The sequence below is a fragment of the Desulfomonilia bacterium genome (assembly GCA_036567785.1).
In the GTDB taxonomy this organism is placed as follows: Bacteria; Desulfobacterota; Desulfomonilia; order UBA1062; family UBA1062; genus DATCTV01.
The window spans coordinates 25,225-50,759 of the sequence record DATCTV010000061.1 but is presented as its reverse complement, the minus strand read 5'-3'; the positions used below and the strand labels follow the sequence as shown (position 1 = coordinate 50,759).

Genomic DNA, 25,535 nt, shown 5'->3' with positions numbered 1-25,535 from the left:
TCTGATGTTATAACATAATAAATTTCTCACCATCAGGTGAGTATTGCATTCAGACCGCAGCAGCATAAGATAACTGAAATAAATATGCAATTATGTAGTAATAAGCAACAGACATGCCAAATGTTATTTCCAGCACGAATATTGCCTAACCTGTTGATAATGAGGGCCAAAATTTTACACAACAACCGTAATTAACCATTCTGACATGTTAGATGTCAGCAACTAATGGAATTCCTGTGCTGCCTGGGGAAATAAATTTCTCTATCAATATCCTCGAGGATTCATCAGTTGCCACCGCCATGAATCTTCACACATCCTCTCAAGCCCGAGTTCGGCCTTCCATTCAAGTTCTCTTAATGCCTTCGCAGGATCTGCATAACAGATGGCTATATCTCCAGGTCTTCTGCCTGTGAATCTATATGGTATTCTTTTGCCGCACGCCTTTTCAAAAGCCTTGACCATATCAAGGACGCTGTAGCCCTGTCCTGTTCCAAGATTGTATATCGCCACTCCCGGCTTTTCTTTTAATTTCCCTATTGCTTTTATATGACCAATCGCCAGATCAACTACATGAATATAATCGCGTACTCCCGTGCCGTCATGGGTAGGATAGTCATTTCCGAAAACGCTCAACTCCTTTAATTTCCCGACGGCAACCTGCGAAATAAAAGGCATGAGGTTGTTCGGAATGCCATTGGGATCTTCCCCTATCCTCCCGCTCTTATCGGCCCCGACAGGATTGAAATATCTCAGCAGGATAACATTCCATGAATTATCGGAGGCATGGAGATCCTTCATTATTTCCTCTATCATATATTTTGTTCTTCCATATGGATTGGTGGGACCGAGCTTGTCCTCCTCCGTAATCGGGATATGCTCAGGATCTCCATAGACGGTCGCCGAGGAGCTGAAAACAATATTCTTGACATTTGCATCCTTCATCGCTTCGAGGAGCATGAGCGTTCCCGTAATATTATTGTGATAATAGTGAAGAGGAATTGACACAGACTCGCCGACAGCCTTCAACCCAGCAAAGTGTATGACCGCTTCAATTTCATATTTTGAAAATATCGATCTCAAGGCATCCATATCAAGCAGGTCGGCTTTATAGAAATCGACGGTTTTTCCTGCAAGTTCGCTGACCCGTTTCAATGATTCTTCCTTGCTGTTTGAAAGGTTGTCAACTACGACAACTTCAAACCCGGCCTTCAAAAGTTCAAGTACTGTATGACTTCCTATATACCCTGCACCGCCTGTGACAAGAATCCTCATATATCCTCCGCTATTTAATTATGTCTTTGAAATTTAAATCGGTATATCCGGGGAAAAAGAAAAGAGTTCTTTATATAAAAAACGGATAACGATGATTTTCATGGCTGGGCATTGATTGCCGCAGATGAAAGAGGCTTATCCTGGATGCTCTCTTTGATTCCTTCAAGCGGCAAATCTATATTTTAAAAATCCCTGACAGCCCTTCTGTTCTTCAAAGGTTTACGGCGTCCGCCTGAAAATATCCTGCAGGACTAGTCCACCTTTACAAGCGAACCGGCAGCCATCAATATGAATGCGATTATCACCAGCGCCTGAAAGACAGGTTTGCCGAAAAAGTCAAGCTGCCATTCAGGTTCTTTTACTGCACCCTGCTTTTTTACGATATTATAAAGAGGTATCATCATTATAACTATAAGGATTGCTATCGTTCCGCCTGCAATCTGCATGAAACCCAGAAAATCGGTGGCCCTTGATATGACGACGATAAATGAGGGGAGCGTCGCCACAAGCCATGAAATTCTCTGTCCCCAGCCAAGCCTTTCCTGCACTACCACAGCCAGGGCAAAAGAAACCGACCAGTATGTGGTTAGCATTGCCAGCAGAACGAAGAGTGAACTGAAATACTTAATCCAGCCGCCGATAGAATTTGCCAGGCCGTTCATGGCGAACCTGGTTACATGGCCGGAAGCACCTACACAGATCATGACAATGGCAAATATGATGATGCAGTTCAAAGCCATACCGAAAGCCACGGCCTTCGGTATGAGCTTTTTGTTCCATGAGAGCCCCTTAACAACCTGTGGAACCGAAAACAGGGCGAAAAAGCTGAACATCATCATACCGAACAGGGCCATCTGGTATTTGAACGCCCCAGTAACTTCGGGCCTGAAGGAGAGACCGTGTCTTAGTGAGGCGATAAGCAGGATTATCACGAATACAAATATCGCCGAAACACCATACTTTTCGCTTATGCCTATGGCTTTCAGACCGAAAAATACAACGCCCGCCGCAATAAGATAAACAATACAGTGGGCGGCCCATAGTGGAATGGCAGGGAACAGATTGTTTATGTTCTCTCCCCCGCCCGCAATAAATGCTGAAAGGCTCGCTATGAAAGAGAGAACTATTACGGCGAACAGAAACCACAATATATATTTTGTTATTGTACCCTTCAGCATGTACTTGCTGAACATTTCTATTATCTGTTCATTGTGACCGTCCCTCAACATGATTTCAGCAGTCATCAGATGAAATATCAGGCTGATGCCGAATGCCAGCAACAGGATAATGAGAGTGGGAATAATACCGGAAAGAGAGGCCAGATATGGTGCGGCCATTACCCCTCCGCCTATGCCGTATCCAGTAACAATTGAAGAGGCCTCAATAAAAGTCAGGTTTTTATTCTCCATAAAATTATCCTTTCAAAATAATTCTGGTATTAAAAAAGCGCCTCTAAGGCGCTTTTTTAATACCTGTAATGATCCGGCTTGAACGGGCCCTCTGGTCTGACCCCGATATAATCCGCCTGCTTCTTGGTTAATTTTGTAAGCTTCACACCGAGCTTGCCCAGGTGAAGCCTTGCAACCTCTTCATCAAGAGCTTTCGGCAGCGTGATGACATCAATCTTATGTTTATTCGACCATAGTTCGATCTGGGCAAGCGTCTGGTTCGTAAACGAGTTCGACATGACAAAGGAGGGATGACCCGTGGCGCATCCCAGGTTTACCAGCCTTCCTTCTGCGAGAAGGTAGATGCTGTGCCCGTCAGGGAATATGTATTTATCCACCTGCGGTTTTATGTTCACCCTTTTAACGCCTTTCTTTGTGTTCAGCCTGTCCACCTGTATTTCATTGTCGAAATGTCCGATGTTGCAGACAATAGACTGATCCAGCATTTTTTCCATATGCTCGAGCGTAATCACTTCGCAGTTGCCGGTTGCCGTTACAAAGACATTGGCCTCTTTCAGCGCGTCTTCAACAGTTGTCACCTCGAATCCTTCCATAGCCGCCTGAAGCGCGCATATAGGATCAACCTCAGTAACAAGCACTCTGGCGCCGAAACCGCGCATGGATTTTGCACAGCCTTTGCCTACATCGCCGTATCCGCAAACACACACGACCTTTCCTGCAATCATGACATCGGTTGCACGTTTGATTCCATCCGCAAGCGATTCCCTGCAGCCGTAGAGATTATCGAATTTGGATTTCGTAACCGAATCATTGACGTTAATGGCAGGGAACAGAAGCTCTCCCCTTTCCTTCATCTGATAGAGCCTGTGTACCCCTGTTGTCGTTTCCTCCGAGACACCCCTGATATCCTTGACCATCCTGTGCCAGAATGTTTTATCTTTCTTCAACTGGCGCTTGAGGATGGCATTTATTATTTGAAGCTCTTTATTCTCAGTCGGTTCGTCAAGAATTTTCGGATTTTTCTCGGCATAATAACCCCTGTGGACCATAAGCGTTGCATCGCCGCCGTCGTCAACAATCAGATTGGGTCCTTTTCCTTCGGGAAAGCTGAGTGCTTGAAGCGTGCACTCCCAGTATTCCTCAAGCGTCTCGCCTTTCCATGCAAAGACGGGAGTGCCACAAGCAGCAATACCCGCAGCCGCATGATCCTGAGTTGAAAATATGTTACATGAGGCCCAGCGCACATCTGCACCCAGATCTTTCAGCGTTTCAATAAGGATTGCCGTCTGGATAGTCATATGAAGGCTGCCGGTAATCCGCGCCCCTTTAAGCGGCTTTTTCTTAGCGTACTTTTTTCTGAGGGCCATCAGTCCCGGCATTTCATGTTCGGAAATCTCAATTTCCTTCCTTCCGAATTCGGCAAGCTCAATATCGGCAATCTTGCATTTGAGTTCTGAATAATCCAGAATCCTTGTGTTGGTTTTGCGGGCCATTATCTGCTCCTTTATCAGGCCAGATTTTTTAGGGCTTCGACCTTGTCGGTCTTTTCCCATGTGAATTCAGGCTCATTCCTGCCGAAGTGGCCGTAACCTGCCGTCTTCTTGTATATCGGTCTGAGCAGATCAAGCGCCTCGATTATACGCCTTGGTTTAAGCGGGAATATTTCTCTCACCATTGACGAGAGCTTTTCTTCGGGAACAGTAGAAGTGCCCCATGTGTCAATCATGACGGATACGGGATCGGCCACACCGATTACATAGGCCAGCTGCACCGTACATTTCTTAGCAAGACCCGCAGCTACAATGTTCTTGGCAATATAGCGCGACATGTATGCTGCGCTGCGGTCGACCTTGGAAGGGTCCTTTCCGGAAAAAGCACCGCCGCCATGAGGTGCGAACCCGCCATAGGTATCAACTATGATCTTCCTGCCCGTCAAACCGCAGTCGGCATGCGGACCGCCAAGGACAAACCTGCCTGTTGCATTTATATAATACTTGGTATTGTCATCTATCAGCTCATTCGGGACTATCTTTTTAATCACCTCTTCGATGATGCCTTCTTTCAGCTTGTCATAGCTGATGTCTTCATTATGCTGTGCCGCAATGACAATACCATCAATCCGTTTTGGAACCCCATCCTTATATTCTACCGTGACCTGAGTTTTGCCGTCCGGCCTCAGAAATTCTAGGATGCCCTGTTTCCTGGCATCGGAAAGTCTCTTAGAAAGCCCCTGTGCATAAAATATGGGTGCCGGCATAAGTGTCGGGGTTTCATCGCAGGCAAAACCGAACATCATACCCTGGTCTCCCGCACCCTGCTCCGCAAAAAGGCCTTCACCCTCGTTCACTCCCTGTGCGATATCGGGCGACTGCTTGTCCAGGGTAACCATTACACCGCAGGTATCCCATGAAAACCCCATACCGCTGTCCGTATAGCCGATCTCTTTTATTGTCTGTCTGGCTACACGCTGGACATCGAAATTATGTTTAGTCGTTATTTCTCCCGCAACGACAACAAGACCTGTAGTTACAAGAGTTTCACAGGCAACACGCGCTGCAGTGTCATGGGCCAGTATCTCGTCAAGAACCGCATCCGAAATATGATCGGAAACCTTATCGGGATGGCCTTCCGTCACTGATTCTGATGAAAACATAAAGTTCTTTACCATTCTTTTCCTCCCTTGATATCTCTGTTTATTCAGTGTTGATTCCTAGCCCTTTTTCTGGAGGCCAAGATACTCTGCAACTTTTATGGGATCAAGTTCCAGTCCGACAGGTGTATTCCTGTATTCGTCGTTTACAACAACCCCGTATTCAGGGGCAAAGCTGTCATCGAAATACATCTGCTGGAAACCCGAGAACTTGAGCTGGTGAGAGGTCGAATCTACCACGAAATTCATATCCTTCTCGAGCATGCCTGCCCCAAGCGCCTTTTTGAGTCCGGCTACAGATTCGCCGCCCTGGGTGCATACGACATGTCCATGCCTGTTGGATTTCAGCATGCCTTCCATAATTTCCGTCTCTGTCACGGTAATTGTCATGAATTTATGGCTGTAATAGCTTTCAACAAGCCTCTTGACCTTCGGAAAGCTCACGGGATCGCCGATCATGGCCGCCTGAGCTACAGACAGAGACACCTTCATGGGATGGAACTCACCGCTTTCACGCCATTTGACGACAGGATCCGCATGATGGCTCTGCACACCGAGAATTACAGGAAGCTCATCAATGATGCCCAGGTTAAGGAGATCAAGGAACCCTTCCATGACTGCAGTTACATTGCCTGCGTTTCCTATGGGCACAACCACGGCCAGATTGCCAGTCTGCCATCTCATCTGCTGCGCCACTTCAAATGCGTATGATTTCTGCCCCAGTATCCGAACCGGATTTTTCGAGTTCAGCAGAAACACCTTGTAATCCTGGGCAAGCCTTTCGACAACACGCATGCAGTCGTCAAACACACCCGGAAGCTCAATGACCGTCGCACCCGAGCCCAGAGGCTGGGAAAGCTGCTGGCTTGTCACTTTTCCTTTAGGAAGGAGCACTACGGTCTTCACCTTGTCCTTCGGCAGGTAGCTCAGGTACAGTGCCGCAGCTGCCGATGTATCACCTGTTGAAGCACATATGCCGAGAACATTATCCAGATCTCTTACCCTTATTACATGGTTCAGATAGCTTATGGCTGATGCCATACCGCGGTCCTTGAAGCTTGCAGAAGGGTTGAATCCGTCATTCTTCACAATAAACGGGGCGCCGACCCATTCTGAGAGTTCAGGATTAGCCTTTACAATGGGTGTGTTTCCTTCTCCCAGATAGATGATATCTTCCACCGGAAGTATGGGCAGTATAAGCTCATGGAATCGGAATATACCGGAAAGGCTGTGAGTGTTTGTGGCCCTTCTGGCATCGAATATATCGCGCCATCTGCCGGGCGATGTTTTTTTCAGGTTATCAAATTCGGTGTTTTCGATTATCAGAAGGGAACTGCATTCGGGGCAGGTGTAAATGAAATCATATATGTCATAATTGCTTCCGCAACCTATGCATTTATAGGCAAGGGAACCGCACATCTCTGGCATGTTTTCTTCAGCCATAGCAAACAAATCCTATTAAAGACGTCTTTTGGGAATGCCAAGTCATATAATACGCTATTGACTTTTTCAATACTTTTTTGGCACCCTAGCGCTCTATTACATAAGAAGGAGATCATATGTCAGCCTTATCAAATTACGAGATATCTGGTGGCAGGAAAATATCCAGCGGCAAGGTCAGAGAAATCTTCGATGTGGACGATGATCACCTCATGATGGTTACCACGGACAGGCTCTCGGCATTCGACGTGGTTATGCCTGATCCGATTCCAGACAAGGGGGCAGTTCTCAACCGCATCTCGCTCTGGTGGTTTGACAAAATGAAGTCCGTCATGAAAAACCATGTGGTCAGTTCCGACATAAACGAATACCCCGCGCCATTCAAAGGAGACATCAGACTGAAGGACCGCTCGATGCTGGTCATAAAGGCCAGACCGCTGACAATCGAATGCATAGTCAGGGGCTACATCTCAGGCTCAGGGTGGAAAGAGTACAAAGAAAAAGGCTCCATTTCAGGAATAAAGCTTCCTGCGGCATTGAAGGAATCTGACAAGCTGTCCGAACCGATCTTTACTCCCTCAACAAAAGCTGAAATGGGCCAGCATGACGAGAATGTCTCCGAGGAAGTTGCAAAGAATCTTGTCGGTACTGAAATCTTCAACAAGGTAAAAGAGGCCGCACTGAAGATCTACAAAACAGCGGCTGATGAGGCCTTGAAAAAAGGCATCATCATCGCCGACACAAAGTTTGAATTCGGGATAAGAAACGGCGAGGTAATACTGATCGACGAGGTGCTTACCCCGGACTCCTCGCGCTTCTGGCCGCTTGACAAATACGCTCCGGGAAAAGCCCAGCCGAGCTATGACAAACAGTTTGTCCGCGATTACCTTGAAACGCTTGACTGGGGGAAAAAGGCTCCCGGTCCGAAACTTCCTGAAGAGATCATCTCGAAAACTCGTGAAAAATATATCGAGGCATACGAGAGGCTTACCGGACTGAAATTCTCATCCTGACACAGGCTGATTCGCATATCGTTCCACGTCAAAAGCGATAACTGATTTTATTGTGTCAATGAATTATTTATGTCTGATTATTCAAATATTTCCAGGCTGTTATCGGGAATTAATGAAAAGATCAGTCAATCTTCTATCTGTATGCTTCCTGAGAAGCAATAACAGAAAGTATCCATTTTCTTGCTGTTTCTGTTACTGGTTTTGTTGCAGGCTCCCTTTCCAGCAGGACTTCGGCAAACTGGCGCAGCATTTTTGCGGTCGCTCCCCAGATCACTCCATCCTCTGTTTCCAGACAGAAAAGTTCGAACTCATGACCTTTGATCGAGGCCTTCTCCATCATCCATGCATCATCTGAAAGCACATCGGCCAGCGGCAGGAAAAGAAGCGTCTCGGATTCGCTGTTTATTTTAAGCTCATACGGCCAGGGGACAATTCCCACAGCAGGGGTGATATGAAAACCGGATATGGTGATATAATCATCAAGCAGTCCCAGTATATCAACATCACCGGACCTGATGCCTATTTCTTCTTCAGCCTCTCTCAGGGCGGTCTCAACCGGTGATGCGTCATCGGACTCGGCATGCCCTCCGGGAAAGGAAATCTCCCCCTTGTGGTGTTGAACATTCATTGAACGTTTTGTAAGGATGATCTGAGGTCTTTCTTCAATAAAAGAGACCGGTATAAGTACGGCGGCAGGTTTCAATTTTTCCACGAAAATCTTTTTTCTCGTCCTGCTACCCAGTCTTGAACTTATCAGATATGCCAGTTTCTCTCTGCTTGACAATTCATCCATAGCAAAACAATGTACCACATCATACGGATAATGAACAGTCTTGACCGCCAGTGTTATTGCTGTGTATAGATATGAGTCATGAAGACAACATACCCCATAGAAGAATTCATCGAGTTCATGGAAGACATGATGAATGACCTTGACCAGCTTCTTGAAAGCCCGACTGTGGAGAAAAAATCCGCCATCAAGTGGAGAGAAGATACCAGAAAAAAAATATCCACTGTCTTCGGTGAAAACCACCCGTATGTCAGGGAATTCGAGGCTATTGATTTTGCAACCCCTTTCATCGACGGCTCGGACAGGGTCATGGTCGAGGATACATACAGGCTTGGCCTGGAGGACGGGAAATCATATCTGATCGCCATGATGGACGAGCTCGAAAGCGAATACTATCACGTATTCGGCATGATGGATATCGAAACCACTTTTTATGAGATGGGCAGGTATATAATTGCTAAGACAGAAGACGACGCCGTCAGGGAAGACCTTCTTCAGAGGATATCTGTCTTGAGCGAGGGACTTGTCTCCGGTGATATCGACGGCAAGGTCATCTCCGAACAGCTCAGATACATAGGTCAGATGGATAAGGACCTGTTCAAGATGATCGTCCCGATCTTTGCATGGTATTATGTTGGTGCAGACAAGTCAGGTGACACGATCCCCAACTGATAAACACTACAGCAAACCAAAATTTAAGGAGTTATAATGCCAAAAATCGAGAGAGTACTGATCAGTGTTACAGACAAGGCCGGAATCGCCGCTTTTGCAAAAGACCTTGCTTCCTTCGGCGTGGAAATAATATCAACCGGCGGAACCGCTAAAATGCTCAGGGAGAGCGGGCTCACAGTGATCGACATATCGGACTTTACCGGTTTTCCCGAGATGATGGACGGCAGGCTGAAGACCCTGCATCCCAAGGTTCATGGCGGAATGCTGGCGCTCAGAAACAACCCGGGTCATGTAGCGTCTATGAAGGAACACGGTATAAAACCGATCGACATGCTTGTTGTAAACCTCTACCGCTTTGAAGATACCGTGGCAAAAGGCGCCGGATTGCACGAGGCCATAGAGAATATAGACATCGGCGGACCGGCTATGCTTCGCGCCGCATCCAAAAACTACGAATTCGTTAGCGTTGTCACGGACCCGGCTGACTATGCATCCATCATTGAAGAGATGACCGCTTCAGGCGGAGCAGTCAGTCCAAAAACCAACTTCAACCTTGCCAGAAAGGCATTCTCCCTGACTGCCCGCTATGACGCAGCCATTTCGAATCATCTACAGGGCATTGACGTGGAAGAAGGCCAGTTCCCTCTTACATATACCGTGCAGTTCAACCGCAGGCAGATCATGAGATACGGAGAGAACCCGCATCAGAAGGCCGCTTTCTATGCCGAGACAAAAATCGACCAGCCTTCCATTGCCACAGCGGAACAGCTCTGGGGCAAGGAACTCTCATATAACAACATCATGGACTCCGATGCCGCACTCGATATGATTATGGACTTTGACAAACCGGCATGCGTCATCCTGAAGCATTCCAACCCGTGCGGGGCCGCTCAGTCGGATTCTTCACTTGCAGAAGCCTACAGAAATGCATTCGCAGTCGATAAGGTCAGTGCATTCGGGGGCATAGTAGGGCTCAACAGGATTGTCGATGCCGAAACTGCCAGGGCGATCGGTGAGGTGTTTACCGAGGTCGTCGTTGCACCCGGTTATACCGAGGAAGCCTTGAAGATTCTGGAAGAAAAGAAAAATATCAGACTCCTGAACGTTCCCGAAATACTTGCAGGACCAAGTGCCAAAAAGCAGATGATATCAACTCGAAGGGTTGTAGGCGGACTTCTTCTGCAGGACAGGGATATGGGAACCATTGACCTCAAGAATGCCAAAGTCGTCACAAAAAGGGCCCCGACCGCGGAAGAGCTTGAGGCGTTGCAGTTCGCATGGCGCATAGTCAAGTTCGTCAAGTCGAACGCCGTAGTCTATGCCTCAAAGAATCAGCTCATAGGCGTCGGCGCAGGGCAGATGAGCCGGGTCGATTCCTCAAGGCTTGCGATCCTGAAAGCAGGAAACTCGGGGCTGTCGCTCAAAGGCTCTGTAGTTGCATCGGATGCGTTCTTCCCGTTCAGAGACGGCATAGACGAGGCTGCAGGCGCGGGTGCAACGGCTGCTGTTCAGCCCGGCGGCTCGGTAAGGGACGAGGAAGTGATCGAGGCTGCCAATGAGCACAACATGGCGATGGTATTTACAGGCATGCGGCACTTCCGCCATTAATAATAATACAGGTCGTTATAACTTTGCATCTCTGCGTCGCTCCTCATCGAAGTCATTGCGGCATACGCTAATGTATGCCTCATGACTCGATTTCGTCGCTTCTTGATCTGCTTTGTTATAACGCCCTGTAATTAAAAACATAGATTGAAAAACAAACCTGAATACAAAAACAAATCGAAATAAATATCCGATTCTGATAATTTAAAGTCCTTATTAAAAAACAACCAGTCCGGAGGATAATGGATGAAAGTTCTCGTTATAGGTTCGGGCGGCAGGGAGCATGCACTCTGCTGGAAAATCGCCAAAAGCCCGCTGGTCGATACGGTTTTCTGCGCACCGGGAAACGGCGGAATCGAGATTGATGCCGAATGTGTGAATATAGGTGTAAGCGATTTTGCCTCGCTCATCAAGTTCGTAAGGTCAAATGACATAGGGCTCACCGTGGTCGGACCAGAAGTTCCTCTTTCCGAAGGAATAGTTGATGTTTTTGCAGCAGAGGGGCTGAAGATTTTCGGACCGGACAGGAAGGCTGCTCAACTTGAGGGCTCAAAGGTCTTTTCCAAGGAGGCCATGAAGGAATTCTGCATTCCGACAGCCCAATTCTGCACATTTAATGACTACGATTCCGCAAAAGACTATGTGGGAAAGGCATGCTTCGATCTAGTCGTCAAGGCGGATGGTCTTGCCGCAGGCAAAGGGGTTATCGTCACATGCGACAAGGACGAGGCATTCAGGGCGCTCGACGAGGTCATGCTTGACAAGGCCTATGGCAGCGCCGGAAACTCGGTCGTTCTCGAGGAAAAGCTCATCGGAGAGGAGGCTTCCTTCATCGCGATATGCGATGGCGAGAATATCGTTCCGCTTGCATCTTCCCAGGACCACAAACCTGTCTTCGATAACGACGAGGGGCCCAACACCGGAGGCATGGGTGCGTATTCGCCTGCGCCCGTAGTTGATGATAAGATATTCGGCAATGTCATGGAAAATGTACTTTACCCTCTTGTAAGAGGGCTCAAGAAAAAAGGCATCATATATAAAGGCGTCATTTATGCAGGCCTTATGATAACGGATAAAGGAGTGTATGTCCTGGAATATAACGTCAGGATGGGAGACCCGGAGACACAGCCGCTTTTGATGAGACTTAAGAGCGACATCGTGCCGGTCATGCTTGAAGTGGCCTCAGGCGGCAGCATCAAGGACATGTCACTGGAGTGGGAAAACGGCGCAACCGTCTGCGTGGTGATGGCGTCGGGCGGCTATCCCGGCGGCTATAAAAAGGGCCTACCCATATCAGGCATCGAGAAAGCCGACTCCATTCCGGGCGTTAAGGTTTTCCATGCAGGCACGAAAAAAGAAGGCAATGTAATAATTACATCCGGCGGCCGAGTGCTTGGTGTGACGGCACTTGGGCCGGACATCAAATCAGCCATAGACAAGGCGTACAGGGCAACAGGCCTTATCAATTTCGATGGTATGCATTACAGGAAGGACATCGGGAGAAAGGCGCTTATTAGAGAATAGTGGTGAGATGGGAGTGGTGAGTGGTGAGCAATGTAAGATTTTATAAATAGGCCATCGTAATCATGCTTGAAATAGATACTTTTGAAGATATCACACAAATCAGAATGAGCCGTGAGATCGACGGCAAGCCGGTTTACTGGGTGGCGGCTTATCTGATAGACGGATTGTTGATCGACACCGGATGTTTCTATACGGCTGATGAACTCATGAACTTCCTGAGCGATAAGAATGTAAAGCTTGCGGTCAACACTCATTTTCATGAAGACCACATCGGTGCCAACAAGATTCTCATGGAGAAATTTGGAATCGATATATTCGCTCACCCTGATTCGGCAAAGCGCATCTCTCAAAAGATCGAGCTTTATCCTTATCAGGAAACCGTCTGGGGTTACCCGGAACCGAGTGTGGTAAAACCCGTTCCGGAAACAATCAAAACAGGTAACTATACGTTTCAGGTCATCGAAACCCCGGGCCACAGCACAGGCCATATCGCCCTGGTCGAGCTTTCAAGAGGCTGGTGCTTCTCGGGGGACATATTCACACGCGAAATGCCCAAATTCATAAGGCCCGAGGAAGATGTCAGCGGTATGATAAAATCAATGCGCTCGCTGATAGACCTGCCATGTGAAAGGCTCGTGCTTTTGACCTCGGTCGGCAAGATCGTCATCGATGGAAGAAAAGCCCTTTCCGAATGCATGGCCTACCTGTCCGACATGGCATCCAGGACAAAAGCGCTTGCAGATGAAGGCCGTGATGTGAAAGACATCATGGACACACTTTTCGGCGGCGAACACAACTTCGCCTCGATTACGAATAACCACTATTCGACTTATAATTTTGTCAAGTCATTGCTGATGTGTAATAATTAAATAATATTTTGCAAATACATCAGAACTACAGGGCGTCAGAACAAAGCAGACCGCGAAGCAACGAAGATGAGGAGTGAGACATACTTTTATGGTATGTCGCAACGACGAATCGAGGCGCGACAAAGGTATGCGCAGTTATCACGCCCTGTATAATGGAGGGGAAATGAAGGTTGCCATTATAATGGGAAGCAAATCCGACCTGCCGGTAATGGAAGAGACTACCGCTATTCTCAAGCAGTTCGGGGTCGAGACCGAAATGAGGGTGCTTTCCGCACACAGGTGCCCTGATGAAGTTGCCGCGTTCGCAAAAGCCGCAGCAGACAACGGCTTTTCTGCAATAATCGCAGGCGCGGGCATGGCCGCACACCTGCCGGGAGTCATAGCATCATATACGACGCTTCCGGTAATCGGCGTGCCCATAGATGCATCGTCGCTTGACGGCATCGACGCCCTCTTATCAATCGTCCAGATGCCCCCGGGAATACCCGTAGCAACGGTAGGCATCGGAAAAGCCGGAGCCAAGAACGCAGCGCTTCTGGCAGTGGAAATGCTGGCCCTTGCAGAACCGTCTCTCAAAAACAAGCTGACATCTTTCAGGGATGACCAGAAAAAAACCATTCTGGCCGCGGACAAAGAGGTGAAAAACTCCTAGGATGCTTATCACCTCCTCTGCTGAAGACATAGCGTATCTCACAAAAAAGAGACCGGGAACGGTTTTCGCCTACCCTACCGAGACGGTTTACGGCCTGGGCTGCCCGATTACCGACAATCAGGCAATAGAGCGTATAATCAATATAAAAGGCAGAAACGCAGCAAAAGGCATGATAGTGCTTGTCTCAGGACTGCATCAGGCAAAGGCTCTTGCAAAAATCGATTCCAGACATGAACTGCTGCTTGGCAGATTCTGGCCCGGTGCCTTGAGTGCTGTCATGAAAATCAATTCCAGTCTTCATGAAACTGCCGCGTACATCCAGAACGGGACAATCGCAATAAGGGTGTCTCCCCACCCGCTAGCAGCAGAACTTACAAGGTTTATCGGCCCCATCATATCTACATCCGCAAATCCTTCAGGGATGAAACCTGCCAACTGCAGGGAAGACATAATCTCATACGGCCTTGATATCGATGCGATCCTTGACGGCGGAAAAATTCAGGACGGATTGCCGTCAACTCTCATTGACCTCACCGGCGAAGAGCCTGTCTCTTTGCGAGAGGGAGCGGTTCCCTTCGAAAAAATTCTTGAGTTTTGGAATCAATTACCATTGAGTAAATCATGACTGCATCCGGCAAGGAATCATGCATGAATGAAATAAATGTTTCCATCATTGTACCGACATACAAGGAAGCGAAAAATATAACGCCGCTATCCGAACAGATTGATCAGGCCATGAAGGGTGCCGGACTTACTTATGAAATCATAATTGTGGATGATAATTCGAAAGACGGCATTATTGAGGCAGTGGATCTGATCAAGGATAGATACAATATCCACTTGAAAGTAAGAGAATCGGAGCGGGGCCTGTCTTCTGCGGTTATTGCAGGGTTCGGCCTGACAAAGGGTGAGATTATCGTCGTAATGGATGCCGACCTGAGCCACCCGCCTTTTAAAATTCCGGAGCTTGTCATCCCGATACTGAATGATGATTATGATTTTATTATCGGAAGCAGATTCGTCAAAGGCGGCTCCGCACCGCATTTCAACTGGTATCGAAAGCTCAATGCCCTGGTGTCCAGGATGATAGCCAGACCTTTTACCAATGTCTCGGATCCGATGGCCGGTTTCTTTGCTTTTAACAGGAAGCTCTTGAGGCCGGGATTGATGCTTAATCCTCTCGGGTTCAAGATCGGCCTGGAGTTGATAGTCAAGGCCTCCCCGAAGCGCATATCGGAAATCCCAATCCAATTCCGGGAAAGGGAGTTCGGGGAAAGCAAACTGTCATTGAAGGAACAGATTAATTATCTCATCCATATTAAAAGGCTGTTTGAATATAAATACGAAACCATTGCCCAGTTCATAAAGTTTTGCCTCATCGGCGGCTCCGGCATGGTAGTCGACCTTGCCGCAGTCTATCTTTCAATGCAGATATTTATGATTTCAGGCATCATCTCCACACCGTACCGGTTTCGCTCCGCCCGGGTAATCGGTTATGTTTTTGCCGTCACATCGAATTTCCTGTTGAACAGAAAGTTCACTTTCCCTGAAGCCGGGCAGGGAAACATCCACCGGCAATACCTGTCTTTTTTCATAGTGTCGCTGCTGGGTTTTATCGTAAACTTTTCCATCTCCGTCTATCTTCACGAGCATATCGCTTTCTTCAACAAATACTACCTGTTAGCGGCCTTCATGGGCATTCTTGGGGGCACTCTCATCAATTTTTCAGGAAGCAAACTCTTCGTGTTTAAACATGGGAAATCAGAAAAAGATTAGTAAAAACAACCGTAATTTTAAGTACTTTTAGACCCGTATTTTGACAAAACAATTTTACCGGAAAATCCCCCCGTCACCTTTACCCTGATGTCAAATGAAATTTCAATTATTGTATTTTTATCTGTTTTCTGCGAAAAATCTATTTCCAGATGCCTGTCTAGAAGACATGACCGGAGGGTAAATGCTTAGCAAGAGAATCATCATCTGCCTGGATGTAAGGAACGGCAAAACTACAAAGGGCGTAAAGTTTCTGAGCAATGTCGACATCGGAGACCCTGTAAAAATGGCAAAGGAGTATTATGAGCAGGGTGTGGACGAACTGGTATTTTACGATATAACCGCATCCTCAGACAAAAGAAACATAATGATAGATGTGGTCGACAAAGTAGCCCGCAACATATTCATACCCTTTTCCGTGGGCGGCGGACTCAGAACCATTGACGACATGTACCGCGTGCTTGATGCCGGTGCGGAAAAGGTCAGTGTGAACAGTTCGGCGGTCGAAAACCCTTCAATAATTTCAGAAGGGGCGCGTGTTTTCGGCAGTCAGTGCATCGTCCTCGGAATGGATGCAAAACATGTGGGCATAAGCGATAAGATCCCCAGCGGTTATGAGGTGTTCATAAACGGCGGCAGAACACCGATGGGCATCGATGCACTGGTTTGGGCGAAGCGTGCTGAAGAGCTTGGCGCAGGCGAAATATGCCTTAACTCAATTGATGCGGACGGTACAAATGAAGGCTATGAGCTTGCAATAACAAGGCTGGTTTCGGATAATGTGGGCATACCTGTCATCGCATCAGGCGGGGCAGGAAAGCCCGAACATCTGAGGGACGTGCTGACTGCCGGCAAAGCGGATGCAGCGCTTATCGCCTCGATGGTTCATTATGGCACATACACAGTCCGTCAGATAAAGGAATATCTTGATAAGGAAGGTATCCCTGTAAGGAAAAAATGATGATGAAAAAGATAATAATGCCCTTAGCTGTTTTGGCCATGGTAATCATTTCAGGGTCAGGCGCTGCATATGCATACGGTCCGGCTGCCCCGAAACATTCTTCCCCGAAAATGCCTGAAAACAACATCTACACTGACCCGTTCAGCTATTGCAACTGTGCCGGCACCATAGATGCTCCAGATAAGAGATATCAGGGGGAAAAGGTGCCCGAATCAATGGTAACGGGAATGCGCAAGGTCATGAAACTTGGCGGCGACACGCCTTCCGATTACATAAAACAGACCACATTCTGGCGCTGCATGGACAGAAAAGTCTTTGCCTGCATGGTAGGCGCAAATCTTCCATGCATGGAAAAAGCTGATATGAGAAAAACGCCGGATGCGGCCATGAGGGATTATTGCCAGAACAATCCGGATCAGGATTTCATACCGGCTTATGTGACAGGACGTACAACCGTTTATGAGTGGCGCTGTTCAGGAAAAGTTCCTGCAATATCGAAACAGCTGTTCAAACCGGATGCCAGGGGTTTCATTTCAGATATCTGGTATGAGATCCCTGCCGATTAGTCACCCCTTGAACCGATCCGGAGGTCAGACATGAAGGACGCACTTCTTCTCGGTATCTGGAAATATATCCTGCGCGTACCCGGCTTTGCGTGGAAGGCGCAGGTGGGCGGTGCTGCCAAGGAAAACGCCTTCAGGCTCGACTTCATGACGGATGATCATCACAGGGTGCGTGATCTGGCAGTAACCGGCATTGCGGAAAAAGGCAGACCGCTGACGCCTGAATATTTCTCGCAGTCATTAGGCATCGGAACGGCAAGAGTAAACGAGATACTCCTTGAACTGGAACGCCATATGACCTTCCTGTTCAGGAATCCGGATGGTGATGTGATATGGGCATACCCGGTCACAGCGGAAAAGACGCCGCACAGGCTCACCTTCAGCACGGGAGAGCGCATCTACGCCGCCTGAGCGGTAGACGCGCTCGCGGCGCCCTTCGTGCAAGGGCTTTTGAAAAACAAGGAACTTACGGTAACGATTGAAACCGAATGCGCATGCTGTAAAGAGCCTCTCGTACTGGAAGTTGACAGCTCAATGAATTACAGAGTTCTTACGGAAAATTCAGCACCCGTTGTATTTGCACCCTTGGTTGATTTTGAGAAGCTCGATGAGCCAAGCATAATAGATTCATTCTGAAGGCTCTCTGTATTCTTCCGGTCGGAAGAACATGCAAGAAAATTCAGGAAAACCGGCAAATGCTCAAAAGGGACCTATTTCAATATGGATCAGGGCATGTACATAACCCCGATCATCCAGGGCGCGCTTTTTGACGCCGGCCGCAAGAGATGACTCTGCAGCCCAGATGAACCATATCCTGCCTAAAAGCCTGTCTCAAGCCTTTTTCAGATATGTCCCCTTCGCCGGAGCGGATATGATTTATTCGGCACCTGAATCGACCGCAAATTTGATGTCGGCCAGGATCTGTCTGTGATCCATGCCCTGCCCCCCGTCAGCCCGGGGGTGCCCGTCATTTCCCCCCAGGGCGGATCCGAAAGGAAGGCTCGGCGTTCCGTAATAGGGACCGCAGTTCGTGCAGGGAATTCCAAAATTTGAAAAGGCATGGTCCAGCTTTCTTTTTATCCCTAACACGTATTCGGCGCTGTATTCATCCTCATGTAAAATGATATCCCAGTGCTGTCCCTTTGAATAATTTACCAGAAAATCTTCAGGAACCTGAAGTTCGGCGTCCTTGTCGGTATTCCAGTCTCCACCTATTACGGTTTTACCTTTGCCTGCAAGGAGGCTCCAATAGCGGGCTATTTCCTCTTTGCGGCATTCCTTTTTGCCTGAATCGGGATGAACCGCCACCGCGGTTATCTCTTCATTCAGCCCTTCTGAAACCGAAAGCAGGAGCGTCACACCAAAGCCCGTAAAATCATAGTTGCAGTTCTTCATGCCGTATTCGTCGTTGCGTCCGCAGGCTGATTCTGCGCTGCCCTCTACATAGCTCAGGCGTGATTCCTTCCAGGCTATGCATTCATGTTCATGAGATGCGCCGTCAGCATCGAACGCAGCAGGTGCGCCGGTATAGCGGTCACGGCTCATTCCGCATATTCCAGTATACCCCGGAGGAAGAACCGGCCCGTTCATGGCTGAACCGGTAAGCTGATCCTGTGAATAGATTTCGGAGAGCATGATGATGTCAGGCTTCCAGTATGCAATATAATCACGCAGGCTCTTTACATCGCAGGCCCGGCAGAGCTTGTATTCCCAGCAGCCGAATTGCGGAGAAGCATTGCCGGCGTTTATTGCAAGATACCTGATATGGGTCATTATTTGCGGGGCATCCGTTGAAGTCTCCCCGCCGGCACCACTCGCGGCTTCGTCATCAGCAGGTGATGCTGAACAAGCACACAGGAACAAGGCCATAATGGCCACCGACAGCACAAGCAATAAAAGTATGCGTCTCATTGGATCCATTCTCCCTCTTTATTAAACTTTCATATTCAAGGATAATCACCTCAAAAGCTTTTATTCCCGGCTGCTTCATTTGATAAGTACAAGCAGCATTTTGAACTTTGTCGCAGCCTTCAGCGCATGCGGATGACAGGCGGGCATGATTATCATCTGCCCATGGCTTACCTGATCAATAAAAATCTCCGCATTGCCGTCTAAAACATAAACAAGTGCGTCAATTTGAATTGATACCACCAGAGAAATACCGGGTTTGTTTATGCAAAGCAGCCTCCAAATCCACCGACAAGTAGCCCCCTTTTTTTAATAAAGGGGGCTTGCGGGATGGTATCTATTTTATCTCGGACCTGATCCTGTCTTGTAATAGGTCCTCATCGCATTTGTAAAATCAAGCTCCAGAGATTTCCCGTTAAAATCGATAACGGTTTTTTCAGTGCCGAATTCCTGCGTGCAGTATTTGTTGTCAAAGCGTTTGTAGGGTCCTATGTCAACAGGACTGCCATCTACTGTCATCGGCCCGTCCCAGCCGACGCTGACAAGGCCCTGAGACGGCGACTGATAGGTTATGTCAAAACCTTTGCATTTAATCGTCGCTTTTATTTCAGCATTGGCAAGGGCGGTTGTAAACGCTTCAAATGAACCACTCTCGGACAGGCTCCCCATCTCGACGATATAGAAGTTCTGTTTTCCGGGGACCCTCAGTTCTATGCCGTTTTCCTGCCAGAAAGGTTTGAAAAACGAATAAAGTCCGATATAGCCGTCGCCCTTGCGGCCGAACACCCAGTGGCCCTTTGTGATGACTTCGTCGAAAGCCCATTTCGGGAAATAGGCGAGGTTATAGTATTCCGGCCCCATGGCCAGCATGAACAATTCTATCAGCGGAAGCTCCGGATTGCGGTCATATTGAATTATGCCCACGTTTTTATAAAGCGTGGCCCTCGGTTTCCAGCCGCCTACATATTCCTCACCCCTGAGTGTCGGTCCTGAGTTAGTGAAAACCGTGGCATACATGTCAAGACTTCCCTGCCATATAAGCTCCTGCATGCTGGACATGCCCTTCTGATGATCCTGAACGCCTGAAAGCTGATAGTCCGGAGTACGGTAGGTGTATGTGTTGGGCGCTTCCAGCATGATTCCCCTGGTCAGATCGCCAAGCATCTTGCTGTATCCTGTCGGGGTAGTCAGATGCGCCAGTGATGATACTTTGATGAAGGTTGAGAAATCATCGTCGCTCATCCCGAGGTCGCTGCTTACATCGGCGCTGAGGTCGTATTTGTCCATGAGCTTGATGGAACCGTCAACCACATAGGGTGCGACCATTCCCGACATTGTCCACCAGTATATGATATCCTCCTCGGACGAAAATCCTACGCCGAAAGCGTCGGCATCGTCCAGTGACAGGCTCATCCTTTCTTTGTGCTCATTCTGAGGCGCAGCATCTGCTGCAATTTCTTCGAGTATTGCCGGGGGTACGTAGCTGCTGGTGGCGAGGAAGGTTGCAGTAAAATGGCTTGGATCGAGGTGATCGCCTATTCCGAGCATAAGCCAGGCCGTTTCGTTTGTGGATTCCCTGCCCGGCAGTTTGTCAGGCCCCAGTGCAACCTCCTTGCCGTCCTCTGTCCGTCCGTGTGCGGTGGCGTATGAGCCCTTGAAATAATTGTTTGCAAAATCGAAAGCAATCAGATCTAGCAGCATTGAGGCCTTTGTTGACACCTCTACATCGTCAGAGAAATCAACCAGATTGACTAGTGCTGGCATGGTCTCGTTATAGTAGATGTTGGAATGGTATTCGGTAAGCCCGAATTTTCCCCTGAAACCGAGCCATGAATTGACCCAGTGCAGTCCATGTTCGACATGCTGAAGGCCGGTCATACCTGAATTGGCAAATATCTCGTCGGGATAGAGCCTCCCGGCCAGGAGTTCGGCCGTGTTGAATAGAATCTGGTGATTTTCGGTCGTGGTTATCGTTTGGGTCTCGCCCGGCTCATCATACCAATACCTGAAATTGAGGACAGTCGCTTTCATCTTTTCGCGAAGTTCGGCCGGCAGGGAGTTCGTGTTCCTGTCAATGCAAAGCATGCGGATGATCGCATTAAGGCCGAAATCGGCGCAGTCTTTCCTGGCATCGGCTTTTGCGAGTGCTGCAAGGATGGGCGCCTCGGCGACAGGCTGTCCATTTGCAACACGAACGACCTGCGCATCAAGCCCATCGCTTAAAAGGGCATCGCTTATATACAGGGATCTGCGCAATTGATAACCCTCACTCGGAGTGATCGGAATTGGGACTGCAATACTGCTCGACTCTTCCTGAGGTGCAAGATACTGAGTATCCGCTCCGGAATTGCCGTTGCCCGAACAGCCTGCGAAAATAATTACTGAGAGAATGAAAGCGAAACCGAAATATTTCCTCATATTAAACCTCCAGATAAACTGCACATTTGCCCTTAATTATTTTTTTGCAACATCCATGCCCTTATACACCTATTGCCGATTCTTTACACCATGTCTGAATATCCTTTATTGTCGCATACATGCGCCCGCAAGCATTCAATCCATTTCCGGCAGCATGCTGATTTATCGCACCACGGGCAATTTTGTTTCCCGATTTATGAAATAATTTCGTCACACATATGAACTTTCATCCGTTTATCATTCCCAGAAATCTCGTGTCCGTTTCCACGGTTTTACCCGTTGCAGCGGATCTGTAAACAGCTTCTATTGCAGCCAGTACCGGCAGCGATTGTGAAGCGGGAGTCAGGAAAGGCCTGTCTTCCATAACCCATGCCCTGAAACCTTCAATGCTCCTGAACAGCGCATGAAGGCCTCTGGCCGGAACCTGATACCTGGGAGGCTTTATACCGACAAACCTCACCTTGGGCGATGAAAATCCCGAATAGAGGGCAGTAGCCCTGCTTCCGTAGACGTCGATCGTCACCTTCTGCTCGGATGCGGCAGCCATGGATGAAGCCGCCTGGATAAGTATGCCGTTTTCAAGCTCGATCACCGCCATTGCGAGGTCTTCCACCTCTACATTCTTGAAGCATTTTCTTGCTGTCATCCCTGTAGCCCTAAGCGGGGCTTTGCCGCAGGTCCACAGAAGTACATCAAGTGCGTGACTACCCTGAGTCAGAAGTGTACCTCCACCGGAGGTCTCAATGCATTCATGCCAGGGGGATGTGGAAAAATATTTGTCAGTCCTGTGCCATGGGACATTGCAGCGGCCATAGAGGATCTCGCCCATATCTCCGTTACGTGCAGCCTGAGCCATGGCATAGCAGCCGGTATCATAACGGTATTGATAATTGATGCCCAGCTTGAGTCCTGCTTTTTCCGCAAGCCGGCATACATCGAGGGCGTCTTCCATATTGGTCGTTACCGGTTTTTCGCAGAATACATGCCTGCCGCCGGCAATCGCCTCTTTTATCATAGGCGTGTGAAGGAAGTGCGGCACTGCAAGGTATACCGCATCCGGCTTTACCTTTTCGAGCATCTCGGAATAGTCGGAGAAATATTGGGGAATCCTGAACCAACGGCTGAAGAATCTCGCCCTGTCTACATTCTTATCACAGCAGGCAACAGTCCTGATGCCGCTGTTCAGTATGAAACCAACTGCGGTAAACCGTGCTATGTCTCCGCACCCGACGATTGCAATACTCATTTTGTTCTTCATTTCATCCTCCGCAAACCCATGAAAGTCCTTCCCTTATGATCGTCGCCACTTCAGGAACATCGAGCGACGCCGCAACATGACCGGGTTCTATATAGCACACCCGTCCTTTACCGTAATTCTGAGTCCACACGACAGGTACCGCTTTGCCGGACTTTTCCGTCATATATGAGACCGATATGCCGGGTCTTGTTTCATGGATGTAAAGCTCATCCTGAACTGTAAAGGACTCCGGCGTAAATATTTCAGAGCCTTTTGAGATGCAGGTAAAGGGAATGACCTCCTCGTGGGAGACAAACCGCCCACCCATTAGATTGAACCAGTCTCTTGACTGTTTGAAGGATGCGGTTGCCGAGTGTATGCCCATCAGACCCCCGCCGTGCGCTGTAAAACTCTCAATTGCGAACAGCGCCTCATCGCTTATCTTCTGTCTGTGGAGATAGATCACAACCGCATCGAACATGCCGCGCTTCAATATGCATGCGCCTTCGATGGAAGGGGTCTGCACAACCGTGCACTTACCGGAGATAATTTCAAAAAGCCTTTTCCTCGCAAACACGCTTGGATGGAAAAGTCCTGCCGAGATAAGAAGAACATGTTTTTTCATGACCCGAACACCTCCCCTTTTTTGAACATTGTCCATACGGTTTCGAACCAGTTATCGGTCACTGGCACAGGCCTTACCGGTACGAATTCGCTATGTGCCCTCCCCTTGCCGTCAAGCCATGTTTCTATAACCATATCTGTCAATGCTTTGCATTTGCTGAGCCTGCTTCCGGATTTTTTTTCTGCCGGGATACATCCTGAATCCCGGTTGTCATTTTTTCTATAGACAAACGATCCCCTTCCCTGACCGAGGGTTTCAAGAAGCTTGAGCGATGCATCGAGCATGGCCCTCTCGGCAATGAGCAGATCTATGTTTTTAAGCCACTCCCTTATTTCAGATAAATCCTTGACGCCGGACGAGAGGTGCTTACGGAGCTGTCCCTCATTTGATGACATGGCCTTTTTCGTCCCTGCAACACTTCTTATTATCCCGAGAGCCGAAGACGCTCTCCGCTGAATATTGAGCCTTTCTTCATACGGGTTTATCCGGCTCTTTGATTGAAGCGCACCTTTTATGGCTGAAGTCATACCTTCAATATTGACAGAATTTCCACTCCGGGTGGTTTGTGCTGTTTTAATCCTGTGCGCTATACACATGGCCGCCCTCAGACTGCCGACCTGTCCCGCATTGAGCGCGCTGCCTCCGGGGCGGTATATGCCGTGAGTTCCTGCTGATTCTCCAACTGCAAAAAGATTTTTTACGCTTGTCTCCCACCATTTATCGACTGCAAGACCGCCGTTTAAATGCTGGTTGCAAACCGCTATCTCAAGAGGTTCCTTCTTAAGGTCAACCCCTTTTGAAAGATACAGCTCATAAGCAGCCACGTTCATCTTTATCAGACGCTTTACCGGCGTGTCTCCGTCAGCCCCTGATTTTTTAAGATACTCTCTTGCCGCCTCCGGCAGACCACCTGTTGTAAACCTGCTTCCGGGATAGAACGGATTGCGGGTGAAATCCATATAGACCTTTCTTCCAAGCTCCACCCTCTCTCTGTAAACAAGGAGGTCAATCATCGAAGAGCCGGGGACCTTCCTAACATCAAACGGCCATTCATATCCTTTCAAAAAAATCATCCCGCACATTGTCTGCCAGTTTTCAAAATGCAGGGCCAGAAAATGCTTCTTGTCCGTTCCATCTGCATTGCATGAAAAATAGTCAGGAAGCACCTGCTGGAAACTTCCCGAGAGGTTCCATCTCGGACTTATTGACGCAATGCCGAACTGGCTCTCTGTAAGATTGCACGCCTTTACGCCTGCCATAAGCGCTACCCCCAGAGAACCTGTCTGCTCCCTGGGATATACGCTGTCCGCATACAATGCCGCAGGCCCTCCAGTACCCCAGACTACATAATCAGCAAGTATAACCTGCATACTGTTACTTCTGTCCAATGCAACAACACCCCGGACAAGATTCGACCTCCCCCATCCCCCTCCTGTCCAGTAGGAGGCAATCTTATTTTCTGAATCCGCAGAATCTGCGGATTCAGAAAATTGACGGCCCTCTTCCCCTCCAAGGGGAAGAGGGGTGGGAGATGGGGGGATTGAAGTATCTGACTCTGTAAGTATTTTTACAACTTCCAGCCCATCGATAATTTTGATGCCAAGGCGTCTCGATTCGGCCAGGAGTTTTTCATGCATCATGATTGAGGTGCGGGGTCCGGCCGATGTAGCCCTTGATGCGATGTCATGGTCTGTTCTGTAGCCGGGATAAATGCCGTATTCATTGAATGGAAACTCCACACCCAGTAAGCACAGATGTGCGAAAGACTCGGATGAAAGGGATGCCTCGATCAGTGCGGTATCACCATGCATTGCCCCGCCTGAAAAAAGGTCCTGAGCCATTTTATATGCGCTGTCGCCGCCGGGTGCACACGGATTGAGCCTGTAGTATGTCTGCTTGTCGGATCCGGTGTTTGCAGATGTCCCGAGGTTTAAGCCCTCGGTTATGACGGCTATATCGTCGATACCGGACCTTTTGAGCCTGATCGCCGCATTGAGCGATGCTGCACCCGAGCCGATTATGGCGACCTTTAAAGATAGTAGTGAATGTTCAGTGGTGAGCGATGAGACAGTAAAAAGCTTATCTTTACGCGCAGCAGTTTTCCTTTCAGTTGAAATACTTGATAAGTCTTTCCTTTTCATAATGTTTGAGGTC

At 48.4% G+C, this 25,535-nt stretch carries 23 protein-coding genes and 1 pseudogene; 12 read left to right on the top strand and 12 right to left on the bottom strand.

Annotated elements, in window-relative coordinates:
- Positions 1–264 precede the first annotated feature (264 nt).
- The 5 genes from galE to thrC form a co-directional block, all read right to left on the bottom strand.
- Positions 265–1,272 carry a UDP-glucose 4-epimerase GalE gene (gene galE / locus VIS94_15910; GenBank protein HEY9162563.1) on the bottom strand — a complete coding sequence of 336 codons (1,008 nt, stop codon included), beginning with the start codon at positions 1,270–1,272 and terminating at the stop codon, positions 265–267.
- A gap of 251 nt (positions 1,273–1,523) precedes the next feature.
- Positions 1,524–2,681 (bottom strand): aromatic amino acid transport family protein, encoded by a 1,158-nt coding sequence (locus tag VIS94_15905; GenBank protein ID HEY9162562.1) that lies wholly within the window; start codon positions 2,679–2,681, stop codon positions 1,524–1,526.
- 56 nt (positions 2,682–2,737) lie between these two features.
- Entirely contained in the window at positions 2,738–4,174 is a 1,437-nt protein-coding gene (gene ahcY, locus VIS94_15900; GenBank protein HEY9162561.1) for an adenosylhomocysteinase, read from the bottom strand.
- Between the two features lie 14 nt (positions 4,175–4,188).
- Positions 4,189–5,349 carry a methionine adenosyltransferase gene (gene metK, locus VIS94_15895; protein HEY9162560.1) on the bottom strand — a complete coding sequence of 387 codons (1,161 nt, stop codon included), beginning with the start codon at positions 5,347–5,349 and terminating at the stop codon, positions 4,189–4,191.
- Positions 5,350–5,391: 42 nt separating this feature from the next.
- The gene (gene thrC, locus VIS94_15890; protein HEY9162559.1) at positions 5,392–6,774 is read right to left on the bottom strand and encodes a threonine synthase; all 1,383 of its coding nucleotides are present in this window, start codon (positions 6,772–6,774) and stop codon (positions 5,392–5,394) included.
- 116 nt (positions 6,775–6,890) lie between these two features.
- Between thrC and VIS94_15885 the strand changes: the two genes are divergently transcribed.
- Complete coding sequence (locus tag VIS94_15885; GenBank protein ID HEY9162558.1) at positions 6,891–7,784, top strand: phosphoribosylaminoimidazolesuccinocarboxamide synthase; 894 nt, start codon at positions 6,891–6,893, stop codon at positions 7,782–7,784.
- A gap of 133 nt (positions 7,785–7,917) precedes the next feature.
- Here the strand turns inward: VIS94_15885 and VIS94_15880 are convergent, their stop codons facing one another.
- Positions 7,918–8,577, bottom strand: a complete 660-nt coding sequence (locus VIS94_15880; GenBank protein HEY9162557.1) for a CoA pyrophosphatase — start codon at positions 8,575–8,577, stop codon at positions 7,918–7,920.
- Positions 8,578–8,655: 78 nt separating this feature from the next.
- Between VIS94_15880 and VIS94_15875 the strand changes: the two genes are divergently transcribed.
- The 11 genes from VIS94_15875 (at position 8,656) to VIS94_15825 (ending at position 17,829) form a co-directional block, all read left to right on the top strand.
- On the top strand, positions 8,656–9,246 hold the full coding sequence (locus VIS94_15875) for a hypothetical protein (GenBank protein ID HEY9162556.1): 591 nt from the start codon (positions 8,656–8,658) through the stop codon (positions 9,244–9,246).
- A gap of 36 nt (positions 9,247–9,282) precedes the next feature.
- Entirely contained in the window at positions 9,283–10,854 is a 1,572-nt protein-coding gene (purH, locus tag VIS94_15870) for a bifunctional phosphoribosylaminoimidazolecarboxamide formyltransferase/IMP cyclohydrolase (GenBank protein ID HEY9162555.1), read from the top strand.
- 243 nt (positions 10,855–11,097) lie between these two features.
- Positions 11,098–12,375 carry a phosphoribosylamine--glycine ligase gene (gene purD / locus VIS94_15865; protein HEY9162554.1) on the top strand — a complete coding sequence of 426 codons (1,278 nt, stop codon included), beginning with the start codon at positions 11,098–11,100 and terminating at the stop codon, positions 12,373–12,375.
- Positions 12,376–12,437: 62 nt separating this feature from the next.
- Entirely contained in the window at positions 12,438–13,244 is an 807-nt protein-coding gene (locus VIS94_15860) for an MBL fold metallo-hydrolase (GenBank protein ID HEY9162553.1), read from the top strand.
- Between the two features lie 163 nt (positions 13,245–13,407).
- Complete coding sequence (purE, locus tag VIS94_15855; protein ID HEY9162552.1) at positions 13,408–13,896, top strand: 5-(carboxyamino)imidazole ribonucleotide mutase; 489 nt, start codon at positions 13,408–13,410, stop codon at positions 13,894–13,896.
- Position 13,897: 1 nt separating this feature from the next.
- Positions 13,898–14,521, top strand: a complete 624-nt coding sequence (locus tag VIS94_15850) for an L-threonylcarbamoyladenylate synthase (protein HEY9162551.1) — start codon at positions 13,898–13,900, stop codon at positions 14,519–14,521.
- A 23-nt stretch (positions 14,522–14,544) separates the two neighbouring features.
- Positions 14,545–15,672, top strand: coding sequence for a glycosyltransferase family 2 protein (locus tag VIS94_15845; GenBank protein ID HEY9162550.1), 1,128 nt, complete (start codon positions 14,545–14,547; stop codon positions 15,670–15,672).
- Positions 15,673–15,853: 181 nt separating this feature from the next.
- The gene (gene hisF, locus VIS94_15840; GenBank protein ID HEY9162549.1) at positions 15,854–16,630 is read left to right on the top strand and encodes an imidazole glycerol phosphate synthase subunit HisF; all 777 of its coding nucleotides are present in this window, start codon (positions 15,854–15,856) and stop codon (positions 16,628–16,630) included.
- A gap of 2 nt (positions 16,631–16,632) precedes the next feature.
- Entirely contained in the window at positions 16,633–17,196 is a 564-nt protein-coding gene (locus VIS94_15835) for a hypothetical protein (protein ID HEY9162548.1), read from the top strand.
- A gap of 30 nt (positions 17,197–17,226) precedes the next feature.
- Positions 17,227–17,604, top strand: coding sequence for a hypothetical protein (locus VIS94_15830; protein ID HEY9162547.1), 378 nt, complete (start codon positions 17,227–17,229; stop codon positions 17,602–17,604).
- 39 nt (positions 17,605–17,643) lie between these two features.
- Positions 17,644–17,829 carry a hypothetical protein gene (locus VIS94_15825; protein ID HEY9162546.1) on the top strand — a complete coding sequence of 62 codons (186 nt, stop codon included), beginning with the start codon at positions 17,644–17,646 and terminating at the stop codon, positions 17,827–17,829.
- Between the two features lie 240 nt (positions 17,830–18,069).
- Here the strand turns inward: VIS94_15825 and VIS94_15820 are convergent, their stop codons facing one another.
- The 6 genes and pseudogenes from VIS94_15820 to VIS94_15795 form a co-directional block, all read right to left on the bottom strand.
- Entirely contained in the window at positions 18,070–19,113 is a 1,044-nt protein-coding gene (locus VIS94_15820; GenBank protein HEY9162545.1) for a hypothetical protein, read from the bottom strand.
- Positions 19,114–19,179: 66 nt separating this feature from the next.
- Positions 19,180–19,326: pseudogene (locus VIS94_15815) on the bottom strand (cupin domain-containing protein).
- Between the two features lie 117 nt (positions 19,327–19,443).
- Positions 19,444–21,519 carry a hypothetical protein gene (locus tag VIS94_15810; protein HEY9162544.1) on the bottom strand — a complete coding sequence of 692 codons (2,076 nt, stop codon included), beginning with the start codon at positions 21,517–21,519 and terminating at the stop codon, positions 19,444–19,446.
- A gap of 226 nt (positions 21,520–21,745) precedes the next feature.
- On the bottom strand, positions 21,746–22,777 hold the full coding sequence (locus tag VIS94_15805; protein HEY9162543.1) for a Gfo/Idh/MocA family oxidoreductase: 1,032 nt from the start codon (positions 22,775–22,777) through the stop codon (positions 21,746–21,748).
- A gap of 1 nt (position 22,778) precedes the next feature.
- The gene (locus VIS94_15800; GenBank protein HEY9162542.1) at positions 22,779–23,381 is read right to left on the bottom strand and encodes a ThuA domain-containing protein; all 603 of its coding nucleotides are present in this window, start codon (positions 23,379–23,381) and stop codon (positions 22,779–22,781) included.
- A complete protein-coding gene (locus VIS94_15795) occupies positions 23,378–25,522 on the bottom strand; it encodes an FAD-binding protein (protein ID HEY9162541.1) in 2,145 nt (714 codons plus the stop codon). Before VIS94_15795 ends, VIS94_15800 begins: the two co-directional genes overlap by 4 nt.
- Between the last annotated feature and the right edge of the window lie 13 nt (positions 25,523–25,535).